General features: G+C 68.6%; 15 protein-coding genes and 1 pseudogene. 5 read left to right on the top strand and 11 right to left on the bottom strand.

All coding sequences use genetic code 11. The annotated features are described in order from the left end of the window. Nucleotides 1–157: 157 nt before the first annotated feature. A complete protein-coding gene (mutY, locus tag ACMVY4_RS02015) occupies nucleotides 158–1,225 on the bottom strand; it encodes an A/G-specific adenine glycosylase (protein WP_416898538.1) in 1,068 nt (355 codons plus the stop codon). Here mutY and ACMVY4_RS02010 point away from each other — a divergent pair. From ACMVY4_RS02010 to ACMVY4_RS02000, 3 genes are all read left to right on the top strand, one after another. Continuing rightward, entirely contained in the window at nucleotides 1,224–1,742 is a 519-nt protein-coding gene (locus ACMVY4_RS02010; protein WP_416898537.1) for a DUF721 domain-containing protein, read from the top strand. The two genes, mutY and ACMVY4_RS02010, sit on opposite strands and share 2 nt — an antisense overlap. Before the next feature lie 24 nt (nucleotides 1,743–1,766). Continuing rightward, nucleotides 1,767–2,552 (top strand): 2-keto-4-pentenoate hydratase, encoded by a 786-nt coding sequence (locus ACMVY4_RS02005; protein ID WP_416898536.1) that lies wholly within the window; start codon nucleotides 1,767–1,769, stop codon nucleotides 2,550–2,552. Between the two features lie 87 nt (nucleotides 2,553–2,639). Next, complete coding sequence (locus tag ACMVY4_RS02000; protein WP_416898535.1) at nucleotides 2,640–4,031, top strand: adenylate/guanylate cyclase domain-containing protein; 1,392 nt, start codon at nucleotides 2,640–2,642, stop codon at nucleotides 4,029–4,031. A gap of 8 nt (nucleotides 4,032–4,039) precedes the next feature. Here the strand turns inward: ACMVY4_RS02000 and ACMVY4_RS01995 are convergent, their stop codons facing one another. After that, nucleotides 4,040–4,651 carry a LysE family translocator gene (locus tag ACMVY4_RS01995; RefSeq protein ID WP_416898534.1) on the bottom strand — a complete coding sequence of 204 codons (612 nt, stop codon included), beginning with the start codon at nucleotides 4,649–4,651 and terminating at the stop codon, nucleotides 4,040–4,042. A 10-nt stretch (nucleotides 4,652–4,661) separates the two neighbouring features. Then, nucleotides 4,662–5,921: a thiolase family protein gene (locus tag ACMVY4_RS01990; RefSeq protein ID WP_416898533.1), complete on the bottom strand. Its 1,260-nt coding sequence runs from the start codon at nucleotides 5,919–5,921 to the stop codon at nucleotides 4,662–4,664. Nucleotides 5,922–6,085: 164 nt separating this feature from the next. Here ACMVY4_RS01990 and ACMVY4_RS01985 point away from each other — a divergent pair, with 164 nt between their 5' ends. Next, nucleotides 6,086–6,655: a bactofilin family protein gene (locus ACMVY4_RS01985; protein ID WP_416898532.1), complete on the top strand. Its 570-nt coding sequence runs from the start codon at nucleotides 6,086–6,088 to the stop codon at nucleotides 6,653–6,655. An 85-nt stretch (nucleotides 6,656–6,740) separates the two neighbouring features. Continuing rightward, nucleotides 6,741–8,021 (top strand): MFS transporter, encoded by a 1,281-nt coding sequence (locus ACMVY4_RS01980; protein WP_416898531.1) that lies wholly within the window; start codon nucleotides 6,741–6,743, stop codon nucleotides 8,019–8,021. Between the two features lie 47 nt (nucleotides 8,022–8,068). Here ACMVY4_RS01980 and ACMVY4_RS01975 read toward each other — a convergent pair whose 3' ends face one another. The 8 genes and pseudogenes from ACMVY4_RS01975 to ACMVY4_RS01940 all read right to left on the bottom strand — a co-directional run bounded on the left by ACMVY4_RS01975 (nucleotide 8,069) and on the right by ACMVY4_RS01940 (nucleotide 16,742). Then, entirely contained in the window at nucleotides 8,069–8,929 is an 861-nt protein-coding gene (locus ACMVY4_RS01975; protein ID WP_416898530.1) for a M48 family metalloprotease, read from the bottom strand. After that, nucleotides 8,926–9,432 (bottom strand): FG-GAP repeat domain-containing protein, encoded by a 507-nt coding sequence (locus tag ACMVY4_RS01970; RefSeq protein ID WP_416898529.1) that lies wholly within the window; start codon nucleotides 9,430–9,432, stop codon nucleotides 8,926–8,928. Before ACMVY4_RS01970 ends, ACMVY4_RS01975 begins: the two co-directional genes overlap by 4 nt. Before the next feature lie 318 nt (nucleotides 9,433–9,750). Then, nucleotides 9,751–11,136 (bottom strand): leucyl aminopeptidase family protein, encoded by a 1,386-nt coding sequence (locus tag ACMVY4_RS01965; RefSeq protein ID WP_416898528.1) that lies wholly within the window; start codon nucleotides 11,134–11,136, stop codon nucleotides 9,751–9,753. Continuing rightward, nucleotides 11,133–12,143 (bottom strand): TAXI family TRAP transporter solute-binding subunit, encoded by a 1,011-nt coding sequence (locus ACMVY4_RS01960; protein WP_416898527.1) that lies wholly within the window; start codon nucleotides 12,141–12,143, stop codon nucleotides 11,133–11,135. Before ACMVY4_RS01960 ends, ACMVY4_RS01965 begins: the two co-directional genes overlap by 4 nt. A 79-nt stretch (nucleotides 12,144–12,222) precedes the next feature. Continuing rightward, nucleotides 12,223–13,497 carry a tetratricopeptide repeat protein gene (locus tag ACMVY4_RS01955; RefSeq protein WP_416898526.1) on the bottom strand — a complete coding sequence of 425 codons (1,275 nt, stop codon included), beginning with the start codon at nucleotides 13,495–13,497 and terminating at the stop codon, nucleotides 12,223–12,225. Between the two features lie 81 nt (nucleotides 13,498–13,578). Continuing rightward, on the bottom strand, nucleotides 13,579–14,085 hold the full coding sequence (locus tag ACMVY4_RS01950) for a hypothetical protein (protein WP_416898525.1): 507 nt from the start codon (nucleotides 14,083–14,085) through the stop codon (nucleotides 13,579–13,581). Further along, nucleotides 14,082–15,749, bottom strand: a complete 1,668-nt coding sequence (locus tag ACMVY4_RS01945; RefSeq protein ID WP_416898524.1) for a hypothetical protein — start codon at nucleotides 15,747–15,749, stop codon at nucleotides 14,082–14,084. The genes ACMVY4_RS01950 and ACMVY4_RS01945 overlap by 4 nt, the downstream gene beginning before the upstream one ends. 2 nt (nucleotides 15,750–15,751) lie before the next feature. Then, nucleotides 15,752–16,742: pseudogene (locus ACMVY4_RS01940) on the bottom strand (membrane dipeptidase). Between the last annotated feature and the right edge of the window lie 62 nt (nucleotides 16,743–16,804).

The following is a 16,804-nucleotide window of genomic DNA, read 5'->3' as shown; positions in this document are numbered from 1 at the left end:
TCTCTCCCCTCTCAGAGCAGCGTGCCGCCTGACACATCATGTCATGCCCGCTTCATGCGGGCATCCGGTCATTCGGATACTCGCGGCGAAGCCGCACGGGACCCCCGCATGAAGCGGGGGTGACGGGTTGAGTTCCGGGCGACCGCCCGGACGACACCTACAACAGCGTGCCGCCGTCCAGCGCATGGCGGCAGAGCTTCTTGGCCACCGTCGGCAGCGCCAGCGCGCCGAACTCATCCGGCCGCGCCCAGACGCCGTCCGGGCCGCCGCCGACAGCCTGACCCGTCCAGACCGTCATGTCGAAGTGGAAATGGGTGAAGCCATGACGGACGGTGCCGTTCAGCTCCCGCCATTCGGTGTGGGCCGGCACATGGGACAATGCCTCGCCCTCGTCCCAGGGCCCTTCCTCGCGCCAGGGGGTCGAGGGCGGCATCACCATGCCGCCCAGCAGGCCCTCGTCCGGGCGGCGCTGGAACAGCACGGCGCCGTCGTCGCGGACCAGCCAGAAGAAGACCGCGTGACGCGTCGGCTTCGCCTTCTTCGGCGCCCGGCGGGGCAGTTGTGCGGCGATGCCCTTCGCCGCGGCCTCGCAATGGGGGCCAAGCGGGCAGCGCGTGCAGGCGGGCGATTTGGGCGTGCAGATGGTTGCGCCCAGATCCATCAGCGCCTGCGCGAAGTCGCCGGGCCGCCGCTCCGGCGTCAGCGTGGCGGCGAGGCGGCGAAGCTCCGGCTTCGACCCCGGCATCTCGGCCTCGATCGCGAACAGCCGCGCCGTCACCCGCTCGATATTGCCGTCCACGGGCATGGCGGGGCGGTCGAAGGCGATGGCGGCGATGGCGGCGGCGGTGTAGGGGCCGATGCCCGGCAGCTCCAGCAGCCCGGCCTCGGTCTCGGGGAAGCGGCCGCCATGCTCGGCGACGACCGTCTTTGCGCATTTCAGCAGGTTCCGCGCCCGGCTGTAGTAGCCCAGCCCCTGCCAGGCGTGCATGACCTCGTCCTGGTCGGCGGCGGCAAGCGCCTCGACGGTCGGCCAACGCTCGGTGAAGGCCCGGAAATAGGGCCCGACCGTGGCGACCGTTGTCTGCTGCAGCATGATCTCGCTCAGCCAGACGCGGTAGGGATCGGGCGTCTCGCCGGGCAGCGCGCGCCAGGGCAGCACGCGCCGGTGGATGTCGTAGTGGGCCAGCAGATCGGCTACGATCCGGTCTCTTTCGATCGTGGGCATGGGCGGCACCGTGGCGGCAAAGGACGACAACGGCAAGAGACGCGGCGGCGGCTTCCGTGCGGCGGGGGCCGAGGCGGCGGGTATCCTCTCGCCGATCATGCGCAAGCGCGGCTTCGCCCATGTCGAGGTGATCCAGCGCTGGCCCGAGATCGTCGGCCCGACGCTGGCCGACAACTGCCGCCCCGAACGCCTGCAATGGCCGCGCGACGAGAGCGCGGGCGAGGGCGCGACGCTGCACATGCTGGTCGCCTCCGGCTGGGCGGTCGAGGTGCAGCATCTGGAGCCGGTGATCGTGGAGCGGATCAACCGTTTCTTCGGCTGGCGCGCTGTGACCCGGCTGAAGCTGCGTCAGGGACCGGTCCGGGCGCGGCCCAAGCGAGTGCTGCCGAAACAGCGCCCGTTGACCGAGGCCGAACAGGCCGAACTCGACCGCCTTGTCGCTGGCGTCGCCGATCCGGACGTGAAGGCAACGCTCCGCCGGCTCGGCGCCAGTATCATGGCCCGCGAATCATCCTGATCGTTTGCGCGGGGAGGGCGGAACATGGACATCTCGAAGCAGAAGGAACTGGCGCGGCTGCTGGCCGGATTCCGGCGCTACGGCACCGCTCAGAGCGGCCTCGACCCCGCGTTGGTGCCGCCCGATCCGGCGACGGCCTACCGCATCGCGGCGATGGTTGAGGAAGAGTTGGGCTGGGAGGTCGCGGGCTGGAAGATCGCCGCCTTCAAGCAGGAAATGCAGCGGCAGCTGCGCACCGACGCGCCGATCTACGGCCGGGTCTATGCGCCGCTGGTCATGGCCGAGCCGGTGACGCGCGTTCACGCCGACTGCCACGGCCCGATCCCCGAGGTCGAGTTCGAGGTGAAGCTGGGCCGGGATCTGCCGCCGCGCGACGCGCCCTATTCGACGGACGAGGTGATGGACGCGGTGGAGAGCATCCATCCGGGTTTCGAGCTTGCCGAATGCCGTTTTGTCCATGACGACAATTTCCCGCCCCTGCCGGCCATCCTGGCCGACGGCGCCGGCAGCGGCGTCATCGCCTACGGGCCGGCCATCGAGAACTGGCGCGACGCCGATATCGCAGGGCAGGAGGTGAAGCTGTTCCGGAACGGCGAGCTCTGCCGCAGCGGCACGGCAGCCGAGCATATCGACCACCCGGTCGTGCCCGTGACCTGGCTGGCGAACGAGCTGTCACGGACCGGCGTCGGCATGAAGGCCGGGCAGATGGTCAGCTCGGGCACCCTGACGGGCATGCTGCAGCCGAAGCCCGGCGACACGTTCGTTGCGGACTTCGGACCGTTCGGCACGGTGACTGCGAACTACGTCTGAAGCGACCACCGTTTCCGGAAGCCGGCAGGTCTTTGCGCCGCGACGGAAGCACCGCATTCTGCGGGCAGCCGCCGAAGGAGACCGCCCATGACGATCCGCCTCCGCCTCGCCGACCTCAGGGAACTGCTCTATTCCCGGCCCGACGCGATCCCGGAAGGTCCGGCTGCGCGGTTCGCCGTGGAGGCCATCGAACAGCACAAGCGCGAAGGCATGGAGCTGGCGTTCAGGGCGCGGATGACGGCGCTTGCCGTGTTCGCGGTGATGATGCCGTTCCTGGGCGGAAGGCTTGAGGACGTCATCTATTACGAGACGCTGATGGCCTTGCTGGCGGTCGTTGGCTGGCTGCAGCGGCGCATGGCGCAGGTCGGCCGCTCGCAGGTCGAGATGGCGCTGATCTTCGCCGATATCCTGATCATGGCGCTGGCGATCGCCGTGCCGAACCCGCTGGCGCCCGCCGACTGGCCGGCCGCGATGCAGTTCCGCTCCGAAGGCTTCAAGTATTTCTATATCTTCCTGGCCTTCGGCACGCTGGCCTATTCATGGCGCACCGTGCGCGGCATCGGCAGCATCACGGCCACGGTATGGCTGGCGACGGTCGCTCTCGTCTGGCTGCTCTCGACGCCGGACGCCGAGCTGGGCGCGGCGGCTGCGGCGGCGTTCGGCCACTCCTATTACCTGATCGACCATCTCGACCCCAACAGCCTGCTGCTCTGGATCCGGGCGCAGGAAATCGTGGTCTTCCTGGTGGTCGCGTGGGTGCTTTCCACCACGGTCCGGCGGTACTCGCGGCTGCTGTTGCAGCAGGCGGGCCTGGAGCGTGAGCGGACCAATCTGGCGCGCTACTTCTCCCCCAATGTCGTCGAGGACCTGTCACAGAACGACGAGCCCCTCAAGCAGGTCCGCAATCAGGATGTCGCGGTGCTGTTCGTCGATATCGTCGGCTTCACCACCTTCGCCGCCGAAAGGCCGGCAGGCGAGGTGATCGAGACCCTGCGCGCCTTCCACGCCCGGATGGAGACGCAGGTGTTCGCCCATCGCGGCACGCTCGACAAGTATCTGGGCGACGGGCTGATGGCGACTTTCGGGACGCCCACCGCCGGGCTGTCCGACGCGGCGAACGCGCTCGCCTGTGCGCGGGGAATGGCCGAAACTGTTGCCGAATGGAACGCCGAGCGAACCGCTTCGGGCGAGGCGCCGGTCCGGATCGGCGTTGGCGTCCACTACGGTCCGGCCGTGCTCGGCAATATCGGCGTCAACCGTCTCGAATTCGCGGTGATCGGCGACACCGTCAACACGGCCAGCCGCGTCGAGGCCCTGACCCGAGGGCTCGAGGTGACGATTGCCGCGACCGGCGAAGCCGTGACGCAGGCTCGGGCCGAGACCGGCGGCGGCGCGGACCCGGCCGAGGGTTTCGAGCCGCTCGGCCCGCAACAGGTCCGGGGCCGCGAGCAGCCGGTCGAGATCTGGGGACTCGCCTGAGCCCGGGGCTACCGCTCCGACAGCGCCAGCTTCAGGCCGAGAAAGGCGAAGGCGGCGGCGAAGATACGGCGGAACCAGTCCATGATCGCGGGCCGGGAGATCACGTAGCGCCGCACGAAGCTGGCGAAGATCCCGTACCCGATGAAGACGATGAAGGTCATGGCCATGAAGACCGCGGCCAGCCCGCTCATCTGCCAGACCGGGGATGTTGCGTCCGGGCTGACGAACTGCGGCAGGAAGGCCAGCGCGAACACCGAGAGCTTCGGGTTCAGCAGGTTGATCAGGATGGCGTTGACGATCACTTCCCGCGCCGGGACATTCTTCGCATCTGCCTCGACGACAAGGCTCCCGCGCTCCTTCAGCGTCTTCCAGGCCATGTAGAGCAGGTAGGCGACGCCCAGATACTTGAAGATGACGAAGGCCAGCACGCTGGTGTGCAGCAGCGCCGCAAGACCCGTCACCGCCGCAACAAGGTGCGGGATCGTCCCCAGCGTGCAGCCGAAGGCGGCGACGATGCTGGCCCAGGCCCCGCGCGACAGCCCGGCGGCGAGCGTGTAGAGCACGCCCGTGCCGGGCGCCACGCAGACGATCAGGGCGGTCAGCAGGAATTCGGCGCTCAAACCGGCCTCCTCAGTCGCGGGCGCGTTCCAGGATGGTGACCGAACAGGCCGCCTCCTCGAAGCCCATCACGCCGCCGCCATTCTCGGCCAGCGCGATGCGGGCGTCGTCGACCTGCCGTTCGCCGGCCTCGCCGCGGAGCTGCGTGGTCAGTTCGTAGATCATCGACAGGCCCGTTGCGCCAACCGGATGGCCCTTGGAGACGAGACCGCCGGAGGTGTTGACCGGCACCTTGCCGCCCGGGCCGGTCTCGCCGGCCTCGATGAAGCGGCCGCCCTCGCCGATGTCGCAGAAGCCCATCATCTCGACCTGCAGCACCTCGCAGAAGCTGGTGGCGTCGTGCACCTCGGCCACCTGCACGTCCTTCGGCTCCAGCCCGGCCTGGGCATAGGCCTTCTTCGCCGCGGTCATGGACAGCGACGGCTCGTCGAGGCGTTTGTACTTGCCGCCCGACAGCGCGTTGGCGCGGATCTTCACAGCCCGGTCCCTCACCGCCTGCGGCAGGCTCTGGTAGTAGTCTTCGGAGCAGACGATGGCTGCCGCGGCGCCGTCGCCGATCGGCGCGCACATGGCCCGTGTCAACGGGAAGCTGACCGGCCGGTCTTCCATGACCATGTCGGTGGTCATCTCGAACTGGTACTGCGCGTTCGGGTTCTTGGCCCCGTAATTGTGGTTCTTGGCTGCGCCCGCCGCGATCTGGCGCTGCGTCGTGCCGTGCTTCTTCATGTGGTAGCAGGCCTGCATGGAGTAGGTGTCCATGAAGACGGTGCGGTCCGGCCCGGTGGTGAACTCCTTGCCGGCTTCCTCGCCCGCGGCGGTGTAGTAGTTCTTCCACTCGTCGGGATCGAAATTGTCGATGCCGGCATAGAAGCTGCGCTGGATCTTCTCCGGCTCGTCGGGAATCCAGATCTTCTCGACGCCCATCGCCAGGCTGACATCGGTCTGGCCGGACAGGATGTCCTTCCAGGCGCCATGCAGCGCCATCGACGCGGTCGCGCAGGCGCCCTCGACATTCACCATCGGCACGCGCGCCGGGAAGCGGCCCTCGTTCACCAGCGGGGTGAAGCAGACCTGCCCGCGGATCGAGCCCTGGTCGTTGTGCAGCCACATGCCGCAATTGCCGAACCAGCCGAACTCGATGTCGTCGCCATTCTCCATCCCGGCGTCGGCCAGCACGCCCTCATAGGCGTCGCGCGTCAGGTCCTTGAAGCTCTTGTCCGGCCATTTCTGGAACCGCGTGGAATAGCTCCCGATGATGTAGACGTCCTGCATCCGATCCTCCCCGATCATGCTGCGCCGGGACGGGGCGCCCCGGTCTCCGCCACAGAATTATCACCGGATATACCGCATTTTCACGGTGTCGCCCAATTGTCGCCGCCTTCGACGGGGACTATGGATAGATCAGTCGAACGCCAGACACGGGGGCGGAAAGCAACATGTTTACCAGGAAGCAGGACGGCCAGCAGGGCGGTGAAAACGCCAACGCCGAGGAAAACGAAGTGCGCCAGCCGCGCACCAGCACGCCGCGGCCGACCGAAGACCTGATCGCGAAGAAGCCGCGGGTCGACATTCCGCGCACGCCGACGAGCTATCCAACCTCCGAGCCGCGGCAGTCGCAGCCGGAGAGGCGCGACGACGACAGCAAGCTTCTGGTCGGCGACGGCATCAAGCTCAAGGGCGAGATCACCAACTGCGCCGAGCTCGTCGTCGAAGGCACTGTCGACGCCAAGGTCGAGGCGACCCGGTTCCAGATCTCGCAGAGCGGCGTCTACTCGGGCGAGTGCAATGTCCAGGATGCCGATATCGCCGGCCAGTTCGACGGCGTGCTCAACTGCCGCGGCAAGCTGATCGTGCGCGGCTCCGGCAAGGTGAAGGGCACGCTGCGTTATGGCGATGTCGAGATCGAGGCCGGCGGCCGCATTTCCGGCGAGATCCAGGTCTTCGGCGAGGACGAGCCTGCGGCCAAGCCGGTCGCGGTGCAGGACCTCAAGGCCGCCGGCGAGTAACCGCCGAAAGGATCCGGGCGCTCCAAATGGCGGGGTTGCAGAGATCGGCCTCCTGAAAGGGCCGACGCCAACGTAGTCTGCCGCCATGCTGCGCCGCGTGCCATTCTTCTACGGCTGGGTCATCGTCGCCATCGCCTTCGTGACGATGGCGGTATCGGTGAGCGCCCGCACGTCCTTCTCGCTGCTGCTGCCGCCGATCATCGACGAATATGGCTGGCAGCGCGGTGTCGTGGCCGGGGCGTTCTCCGCGGGTTTCCTGCTTTCGGCCGTGCTCGGTCCCGTCGCCGGCAAGCTGGTGGACCGGCGCGGCCCGGCCTTCGTCATCGAGATCGGCGTCGTCCTGATGGGCTCGGGGATGATCCTCGCGAGCCTGGTCGCCGAGCCCTGGCATCTCTATGTCACGCTGGGCCTGCTGGTCGGTGCCGGCGCGAATTTCATGAGCTACACCGTCCAGTCGATGTACCTGCCCAACTGGTTCCAGCGGCGGCGCGGTCTGGCCATCAGTCTCGCGTTCAGCGGGGTCGGCATGGGCGCCATCGTCCTGCTGCCTTACTTCCAGCTTGTAATCGTCCGCGACGGATGGCGCGACGCCTGCCTGATGCTCGGCATCCTGGCGCTGGTGCTGCTGGCGCCGCTCAACCTGCTGGTGCGCAAACGGCCGTCCGACCTCGGCCTGCAGCCGGACGGGCGGCCCGCAGACGCCCCCGAAGAGACCGGCGGACGCCGTTATCGTGTGGTGGACCCGGAATGGGCGGCGGTGGAATGGACGCTGGGCCGGGCGCTGCGGACGCGGCGGTTCTGGTGGATCGCCGCCGGCTTGTTCACGGCGATGGTCGCCTGGTATTCGGTTCAGATTCACCAGACGCAATACCTGATCGAAGTCGGCTTCAGCGCCATCGACGCCGCCTGGGCGCTGGGCTTCGTCGCTGCGGTCGCCATTCCGGGGCAGATCCTGCTGGGTGCGCTGTCGGACCGGATCGGGCGGGAAGCGGTCTGGGCGCTCGCCAGCCTGGGTTTCGTGATCAGCTATGCCGCACTGCTGGGGCTTAAGGTCTGGCCGACCGAATGGCTGCTCTACGCCATGGTCGTGAGCCAGGGGTTCCTGGGCTACGCCTATGCCACGGTGATGGGGCCGATACTGGCGGAGCTGTATGACGGGCCGCATTTCGGCACCATCGTCGGCGCCTCCACGGTCGCATCCATCGGTGGCGGCGCGGGCGGCCCGTGGCTCGCCGGCATCATCCACGACATGACCGGCAGCTATGACCTGGCCTGGTATTTCGCGATCTTCTGCTGCTTCTTCAGCACCTTCGCCATCTGGCAGGCGGCCCCGAGGAAGGTGCGCGCCGTCAGCCTGGGCGATTGACGCAGGCGGTCACGGCCCCTCGAAGATCAGAAGCCCGGGAACACACTTCAGCCCGGGGTCGAGGCCTGACGCGCCGCGGTGCGCTGCAGGCGGTCGATGCGGTCTTCCATCGCCGGATGCGTCCGCCACCAGCCGCGGCCACGGATCCCTGCATATTCCTCGATGGTGTGCCGAAGGGTCTGAACCGACGTCACGAAGTGAATGCGCCCCAGCGCCTGGCTGAGCGCGGCTGCATCGCCGGTCAGGCGCGCGGCTTCGGCGTCGGCCCGGAACTCCGCCCGGCGCGATGTGGCGTGATGCAGCGCCGAGAGCGCCGTCGGACCCAGCGCAAGGGTCCACCATGCCCAGTCGGGGGCCAGGCTGGCGCCGAAGAAGAGGAAGGCGACGGTTCCACCCAGCAGCGCCACGAGCGCCGCCGCGAAACTGAGCCGGCCCAGCGTCTGCCCCAGCGCCATGCGCCGCCCGTCGCCGGCGCGGACATGCGCAAGTTCGTGCGCCAGCACGGCCAGAAGCTGCCGCTCCGTCAGCAGGTCGTGCAGGCTCTCCGAGACCACCAGATGGATCATGCCGGGCGGGCCGGGATGCCAGACATAGGCGTTGGGCGGACCCTCGACGAAGCCGAGCGGCGGGTCGATCTTGAAGCCGGCCTTCTCGACCAGAGTCGAGAGCCGGTCGCGGAAGCCCGCCGACAGGCGCTTCCGGCGCGGTTCCCGGGCGATCTGGCGAAGCGGATGGTGAAAGGGCGTGGCGCCGCCAGTCGAAACCAGCATGCCCAGCGCGGCAACCGTCGCCAGCCCGCCCAGCATGCCGGCCATGGTCCAGCCGGCCAGGATGACGATCCCGGCCATGCCGGCGACCGGCATGAAACCGATCATCAGGTCCAGCAGGCGCCGGGACGCGACCCTCAACGGTCCGGCCCGAATTCGGCGCCGCCGCCGCCGGCCAGCGGCACGCGGATGCGCCCCGAAGCCATAGTGAAGTTGCCGTCCACCGCAGCCGTCAGCGGAAACCGGGCCAACTCGCGGATGATGCCGCCGGGAAACCCGACGACAACCACTTCGCGCCGCGCCGCATCGGGCAGCGCCAGATCGGGAAGACCGTCGCCGTCCCAGTCGAGGACCGCGCTCAGGTCCTGATCGCGGCTGCCGATGGCGTGATTGGAGAAGCCGTGGGCCTCGGCGACCCGGGTCATTCGCGTGCCACCGGCAGGGCGCAGCAGGCGCAGCGTACCGCCGATATGCGGGGTCACGACCACGGCGATCTCCAGCACGCCGTCGCCGTCGAAATCGGCGATGCCGGCGGGGTTCAGCCAGCGGTTCGGGCAGGCCGATCCAGTCGTCGCGGGCGACCAGCTGCAGCCGGCCTTCGCGGATGCCGTAGACCGCCAGCGCCGCGCCCCGCTCCAGATCACTCTCGACCACGACCATCTCGGGGACGCCGTCGCCGCTCAGGTCCGCGAGGCGGACCTGCCGGTCCTCGAAGACGGACGATTTCGGCAGTCTCAGCCCGAGGACGCGGCCGCCCTCCAGTTCGGCCATGATCGCCCCGGCCTCGATGGCGTCGCCCAGGATGCCGTGACGATAGCGGTCCGTCGGTTCGGCCAGCCAGGCCCGCACAATCGGTCCGTTGCCGCTCGCCACCACGGCGTCGGGCAGGGCGTCCGGCGGCAGTTCGTCCGCCGCCGCGCCGCCCGTCAGGACCAGCCACGCCAGCAGGACGAAGGCCGTCCTCATCCGAATCTGTCCATGATCAGGCGGTGCACGGCGCGCAGGCCCATCGCCTCGCCGCCCTTGGGTCGTCCCGGCCGCGCCCGGCTGTTCCAGGCCATGATGTCGAAATGCAGCCAGTTCTTCGGTTCGGCGACGAATTCCTTCAGGAACAACGCCGCCGTCGTTGCGCCGGCGAAACGGCCGCTGCCGGCATTGTTGATGTCGGCGAAGGGCGAGTTGAGCAGATGCCGGTAGCCGTCATGCATGGGCAGCCGCCAGACGTCCTCCCCTGCGGACCGGCCGGCGTGCATCATCTCGTCGCCCAGTTCGTCGCTGGCCGTGAAATAGGCCGCGATTTCGGTGCCGACAGCGACACGCGCCGCACCGGTCAGGGTTGCGAAATCGATCAGCAGGGCCGGGTTTTCCTCCGACGCCAGTGTCAGCGCGTCGCCGAGGATCAGCCGTCCTTCGGCGTCGGTGTTGCCGATCTCGACGGTCAGGCCCTTGCGGGTCTTGAGGATGTCACCGGGGCGGTAGGCGTTGCCCGAGACGGCGTTCTCGACCATGGGCAGCAACACGCGCAGGCGGATCGGGGCGCCTGTCGCCAGCAGCACATGCGCCAGACCCAGCGCCGTGCCCGCCCCGCCCATGTCCTTGCGCATCAGTTCCATGCCCGATGCGGGCTTCAGATCCAGGCCGCCGGTATCGAAGCAGACGCCCTTGCCGACCAGTGTCACCTTGGGAAGCGCCTCGTCGCCGAAGGTCAGGTCGACCAGGCGCGGCGGATCGTCGGAGGCGCGGCCGACGGCGTGGATCATCGGGAAATTGCCGGTCAGCAGCTCGTCGCCGACGACGCTGCGGGCGGTTCCGCCGAAACGTTCGGCCAGCGCCAGCGCGGCGGCTTCCAGCTCGGACGGCCCCATGTCGTCGGCCGGGGTGTTGATCAGGTTGCGCGACAGCATGATGCCCTCGGCCATCGCCCCGGTCATGTCGCGGTCGGCGCCTTCAGGCCAGACCAGCTTCGCCGTCGGGATCTTGTCGTCCGGCTTCAGGTAACGGTCGAACCGGTAGGTGCCCAACGCCCAGCCGGTGGCCAGCGCGGTCGGGTCCGGATCCTTCACAGCCGACAGGTCGAGGTGATGGACGCCATCCTTCAGCTTGGCCTGCAGACCGGCGATCGACCACATGTCGGGCGTATCGGAGACGACGTGCAGGGTGCCGGTGCTGCGGCCTGCCGCGTCTGGCAGCCGGGCCCAGGCGCCGGCCGTCATCGCGGAAGTCCGGCCGTCCAGCCAGTTCCGGACCGTCTCCGGCTGTTCCGCCAGCCAGTCCGCCAGTCCGGACGCCGGCACCAGATGCACCGGAAGGCTGCCGTCAGCCGCATCGACCAGATCGAAATCGCTCATTTCAGGAGCCCCTTCTCCTCGTAGTAGAGGCGCGCGCCCGGATGGAACGGTATGGTGACGCCCTTGACCGCGCGTTCCGCCGACATGCGCCGCGCCTGCACATGACCTGATCCCAGAAGGGACCGGTTGTTCTCCCGCCAGAGCGCTTCGGTGATGTCGCGCACCAGATCGACGGACATGTCGGCATGGGTGACCAGCTGCGCGCCGACCGTCACGGTCTCGATATCCGTCTCCGTGCCGTAGGCGGCGGCCGGAATGACGTCGGTCTCGAAATAGGGGTTGGCGATCTCGAGCTGCGCGGCGGGCACGCCGCCGATCGGCACCAGATCGAATTTCCCCGTCTCCATCAGCTCCGTCACTGCGGTCGAGGGATAGCCGACGACGAAGAACGCCGCGTCGATATCGCCGTCCAGCAGACCGGTGATGCTGCCCTCCGGACCGGCACTGATCGCGAGGATCGAATTCCGGTCGACGCCATAGGCGTGCAGGATCAACAGCGCGTTGATGCGCGTCCCGGACCCTTCGCGGTCGATGGCGACCCAGCGGCCGTCCAGATCGGCGACCGACTTCACGCCGAGTTCCTTCCGCGCCACCAGATGAACATGCTCCGGATAGAGGTTGGCGATGACGCGGAGGTTCGGGAAGGCGGACTTGCCGGTGAAGACCTGTTCGCCGTGATAGGCCCAGGCGACGATATCGGCCTGCGCGAGACCCGAATCGAAGCGTCCCTCGGCGATGCCCTCGATATTGTCGAAGGATCCCAGTGTGGTCACCGCGGTGGCGATCAGCCCGTCGACGCCGCAGGCGCCGCCCTGGTCGCAGGGCGAACTGCCGACAGGCCGTGATATCGCCGCGGCGATCAGGGACCCGACCGGGAAGTAGGTGCCGGCGGTGGAGCCGGTGGCGATCGTGAAGTAGCGGGTGTCCTGCGCGGACGCGGTCATGCCCAGAACGAACAGCGCGCATAGCACCGGAACGGTTCGTGTGACGGCTTTCCACATCGGCATGAGGTACTTATACGCGCTTGCGAAGCATGAACAAACGGCTTTGCCGCCGGTCCGCCTTTCGTGATCGGCAGGGCGGGTTTCAGAGACCGGCGATCACCGCCCCCGGCGTGTGGATCGGCCGGCGCATCAGGATCGTGCGGCGGGCTTCCCCGGCCCGGTCCTGCTGTTTCAGGGTCTCCGCCAGGGCGAATTCGACCAGGTCCCGCTGCGCCCTGCTGCCGCCCAGGCGCTCGTGCTCGGCCATGACCGAAACGAGCCTGTCTGCGGCAGGCGCCCAGCGTCCGGTCGCCATGTCGCCGAAGGCCTCGGCCAGGGTCTTCACGAGATCGCCGGCAGGCCCGCGCGCGTTCTCGACGATGCGGGACAGTTCCGCCGTGTCGCCGGCCATGGCGAAGGCCAGGGCCGCGTGCGCGTCGACAAAGCCGATGCCGGTTCTGGGGAAGGTCTTCGACCCGTACTCGGCGATCCGGCGCCAGCGGTCCGGCGGCACGTCCACGCCTGCGAGATGCGCGCGGTAGAGCAGGGCGGCGGCATCCGTGATGACATTGATCGACGGACCCCATGTCCCGTCCGGCGAGACGCCCTCGTCGTAGGCCTGCCACATGCCTTCGACATCGCCGGCGGCGAGCCGCCAGAGCGCGATATGCCAGCTGATGTGGCAATGCATGATTGCGGTCCGGTCCAACCCCGGAATCCAGTCCTCCAGCCGTTTCAGGCCGATTTCGGCGCCGCCGGCCTCGTAGTCGACATGGGCGCGGATATGGACGTTGTGGGCACTGGCACGGTTGCCCTCCAGCGCCCTGTCGATGGAGCGGTCGGCCAGGGAGGTCTGTCCGGCCTCGACCTGGGAGAAGGCGTGCTGGCCCAGAAACCACCAGTCGTCGCCGTAATGCGGCACGAGGGTGGTGGTGAAGGCCAGCTGTTCGGCCTCTCGTCCGTGCTGCCCGCTGAAGCCGATCAGGCCGAAGACGCCGCAGCACGTCTGCGCGATGACCGCGTCGCGCGGATGGTCCAGCAGGTGTGCCCGGATGGCGGCATAGGCGCCGGGCATGTCGCCCGAGACCAACATTGCCATGGCCTCGAGATGCGACGCCTCGCGGGCGGTCATGCCGCCGCCGGCCTGCCGCGCCGCCTCGATGGCGCCGCGCGCCGCGCGGCCGTCGCCGAGGAACTGATGCGCGCGAGCAAGCGCGACATGCGCCAGCACGAACGCCGGATCGGCCTCGATGGCCTGCCGGTGGAATTTCTCGGCGTCCGCAGCGCCTGCGAGCATGCGGTCGACACCTTCGACATAGGCGTCGCGCGCTTCCGGCGATCTCGTCGACAGCGCCTCGTCGTAGCGGTCTTTAAGCATGGCCCGTCCCTCCCGGCGGGAAGCGTAGCGGGCCGCCGTCAGGGAAGGAAGCGCGCGCCTTCGCCGCGCCCGACTCCGGTCTCAGTCGTCGTCTCTCAACCCGGCCCCGGCGCCTGTTGTACGGGAGGCGTCGGTCGATGGGACCAGACAGCGGTCGAAGAAGCGCCCGACCGTCCGCCAGGCGGTCTCATCGACCCGGACGCCGTCTTCCGGAGGCGCGGGCAAGACGCCGGTGCGGATGGCCGAGGCGATGGCGGCGGCCAGGCCGCGGTCGTCGAGCGATCCGGCTTCGGCGGTCAGGTTCAGGTCGGCCAGCGCCGGTCCGGCGAACAGGCAGGAGAGGGGCTTGCCGTCCAGATCGGTCAGGCCATCGTCGACGAGTGCGGGCCGCATTCCGGCCTCGGCGCGGTGGAGCCGTTCCAGCGCCGCGGCGAGCGCTGGGATGGGATCCTCGCCGCCGGCCGCCATCGACGCGACGGCCTGTGCAACCGGCTCGGCAACGGCGAAGGGTGCGCCGGCGCCGACGATGGCCCGCGTGACACGGAAGCGGATCTCGCCGAGTGAGAGCGGACCGGTGCTGCCGCTCATGCCGCCACGCCTGGCCGGACCGGAAGCGACCAGTGCTCGTCCCAGTCTCCGGCGAAGTCGTCGGGTAGGGGCGCGCCATTGTACATGCCGATCCGGGTCCAGAGATCGGACTTCGGGTCGAAGCGGCAGGCGCCGAAGAAGGCCAGCTTGAAGCGCAGGATGTCGATGGGCCGGACACCCTCGGCGATCAGGTTGGCGCGGATCTCCGAATACATGTGGCGGGCGTTCAGCTGCACCCGCAGCGCCGCACTGCGATGCGCCGGATGGTCTAGCAGGAACATCCCGAGGGGCCGGTCCGGATCCGCCCGTTCCAGATCGTGCGCCAGCCCGGCGACATCGCGTGCGGTGGCGAGCGGCATCTCCCGCGCCGGGGTCGCGAAATCGTCGCGCGGCCCCAGGCGGGGCTCCAGCTTCTCCTCGGAGTAGTACCAGTAGCGGGCGGACTCGGCCGGATCGTCGAAGTCGAAGGCAAGCGCCCAAGCGTAGTTCGTCTTCACCAGATCCAGCAGCCGTCCGCAGTTCATCGCGGCATCCAGCGGTTCGTCGCCGGCAGTGAACATGGCGTCGGCCAGATCGTCGACCAGATCGCCATGACATTCGATCAGCAGGGTCACCAGCAGTTCCTGGCCTTCGGTCGAGAGCGCCAGCATGGCGTGGCGGCACATGCGGTCCCAGGGCGCGGGCTCGTCCGGCAGCATGTGGCCCGCGAGCGGGCGCAGGGCGCGGAGATCCGCGGCCAGATCCTCGATCCGCCGCATCTGCCCGGGATCGTCGACCTTCCAGTCCGCGACATGCTGCTCGGCGCGGTCGAGCAGGCGCATGAAGGTGCGGGCCGCTTCGGGATCGGCGGTCGGCTGGTGCCGCACGCGCGCCAACGCTGTCTCGCGCGTGGTGACCCAGCGGTCGATCAGTTGCGGGTGGCTGACCAGAAAAGGCGCCATGCCGAGGCCGGTGGCGTTGCCAATTCCGAGATAGCGGGCGATGGCCGGGTCGAGACTTGCCGCCGAAGCGCCGCCCTTCAGCCGCGCCAGATGCTGCACCATTTCCAGCGTGAACCAGCGGAAGAGCCAGACCGCCAGCATCTCGGCCTGGAAGGCGCCCATGGTCTCCGGCAGGTCCGCGATCCGGCCGCGGTCGGCGATGCCGAACTTGCCGTTGCCGTAGACCGCCGTCGTCCGCATCAGGTAGCCGACCTCGACCACCGGATCGATCTCGGGCTGCCGGCCCGCGGCCAGACTGTCGACCACATGGCCGAACAGGCGCACGGAGCGGTTGGCGCGGGCCAGCACGAGTTCCTTCGGGCTGTAGCGCCCGGCCTCCTGCGTCGGAGTGTTCCGCGACAGCCGCTCGATATCGGCTTCAGAGGGCAGGCCGTCGATCAGGTTGAAGGTCGCGTCCCAGGCCTCGGCGATGACGCGGTCGGTGCGCTGCTCCGGCGGCAGGTCGTGGCCGAAGACCAGCACGGAGTAGGTGCGCTCCGGCGTGTGCGCGGCCAGCACGGCGGTGCCGACGCCGCGTTCGTCGATATCGAAGCGGACGATCTCGAAGCGCCAGCGCTCCCGCGCCATGCGGCGGACGAGGCTGCGCATGAAGCTGAGCCGTGTCGGGAAGGCGGCGCCCATCCGCTCGAGGTTCATCACACGCGAGGGCGGGCGCAGATCCATGGTCAGCCGCCGGACCCGAAGGACCGTTCGAAGAAGCCGAGCCAGTTGCGGCCGGCGATCTTCGCCACTTCCGCCTCCGAAAATCCGGTCTTCCGGAGCGCGGGCAGGATGTTGGCGAAGCCGGTCGAAATCCCGGAACCAGTCCGGCTGGTCGGGGAAGCCGGCATTGGCGGCCGAGCCTTCGCCATAGTCGGTCTCGCGGGTCCAGGTGCCGTTGCGCATCCATTCGACAACGCTGTCCGGCTGGTCCAGGCAGAGGTCGCTGCCGAAGCCGATATGGTCGACGCCCATCAGCTCGGCGGCGCGGGCGATCATGGCGCAGAAGTCGTCGAGCGCGCAGTCCGTGCCGCCCTTCAGGTGATGCGGATACATCGAGAAGCCCAGCATGCCGCCGCTGTCGCCCAGCGCCTTGAGCACATCGTCGGACTTGTTGCGCAGCGCCGGATGCCAGCTCGCCGGGTTGGCGTGGGTGATGGCGATGGGCCGCTCGCTCAGCTCGATGGCATCAAGGGTGGAGCGCTCGGCCGAATGGCTCATGTCGACCACCAGTCCGACCCGGTTCATCTCCCGGATCACCTGGCGGCCCATGCGCGTGACCCCCGGATCCTCGGCCTCGTAGCACCCGGTCGCGAGCAGGCTCTGGTTGTTGTAGCTGAGCTGCATGAAGCGCGCGCCGAGCCGGTGCACGACCTCGACCAGCCCGATGTCGTCCTCGATGGGGGAGGGGTTCTGGAAGCCGTAGATGATCGCCGTCCGCCCGCTCGCATGGGCGCGCCGGACATCCTCGGCGGTGAAGGCCTGCACGATCATATCGGCATGCCGCTCGAGACGGCGGTTCCAGGCGATGACCTGCTCCACCGTCTCCCGGAAGTCCTCGTGATAGGCGATGGTGACATGCACCGCCGCCAGCCCCGTCCGGTTCATGTCCCGGAACATCGCCTCCGACCAGTTGCTGTATTGCAGCCCGTCAATGATGAAGGGGCGGTCGGTCATCCAGTGCTCCGGTGTACGGTTTCTCGGTCAGGATAGGCCGGGATGTTGCCGCCTTGTAGCCC

It is taken from the genome of Minwuia sp., from assembly GCF_048007105.1.
Taxonomy (GTDB): domain Bacteria; phylum Pseudomonadota; class Alphaproteobacteria; order Minwuiales; family Minwuiaceae; genus Minwuia.
This window is presented reverse-complemented; position numbering and strand designations above follow the sequence as displayed.

Bases quoted from the DNA above. Each gene is read 5' to 3' on its own strand.
- ACMVY4_RS01960 (WP_416898527.1), bottom strand. From the start codon at position 12,143: ATGCCGATGTGGAAAGCCGTCACACGAACCGTTCCGGTGCTATGCGCG.
- ACMVY4_RS01950 (WP_416898525.1), bottom strand. From the start codon at position 14,085: ATGAGCGGCAGCACCGGTCCGCTCTCACTCGGCGAGATCCGCTTCCGT.
- ACMVY4_RS02010 (WP_416898537.1), top strand. From the start codon at position 1,224: ATGGGCGGCACCGTGGCGGCAAAGGACGACAACGGCAAGAGACGCGGC.
- ACMVY4_RS01945 (WP_416898524.1), bottom strand. From the start codon at position 15,749: ATGGATCTGCGCCCGCCCTCGCGTGTGATGAACCTCGAGCGGATGGGC.
- ACMVY4_RS01955 (WP_416898526.1), bottom strand. From the start codon at position 13,497: ATGCTTAAAGACCGCTACGACGAGGCGCTGTCGACGAGATCGCCGGAA.
- ACMVY4_RS02000 (WP_416898535.1), top strand. From the start codon at position 2,640: ATGACGATCCGCCTCCGCCTCGCCGACCTCAGGGAACTGCTCTATTCC.
- ACMVY4_RS01990 (WP_416898533.1), bottom strand. From the start codon at position 5,921: ATGCAGGACGTCTACATCATCGGGAGCTATTCCACGCGGTTCCAGAAA.
- mutY (WP_416898538.1), bottom strand. From the start codon at position 1,225: ATGCCCACGATCGAAAGAGACCGGATCGTAGCCGATCTGCTGGCCCAC.
- ACMVY4_RS01980 (WP_416898531.1), top strand. From the start codon at position 6,741: ATGCTGCGCCGCGTGCCATTCTTCTACGGCTGGGTCATCGTCGCCATC.
- ACMVY4_RS02005 (WP_416898536.1), top strand. From the start codon at position 1,767: ATGGACATCTCGAAGCAGAAGGAACTGGCGCGGCTGCTGGCCGGATTC.
- ACMVY4_RS01985 (WP_416898532.1), top strand. From the start codon at position 6,086: ATGTTTACCAGGAAGCAGGACGGCCAGCAGGGCGGTGAAAACGCCAAC.
- ACMVY4_RS01965 (WP_416898528.1), bottom strand. From the start codon at position 11,136: ATGAGCGATTTCGATCTGGTCGATGCGGCTGACGGCAGCCTTCCGGTG.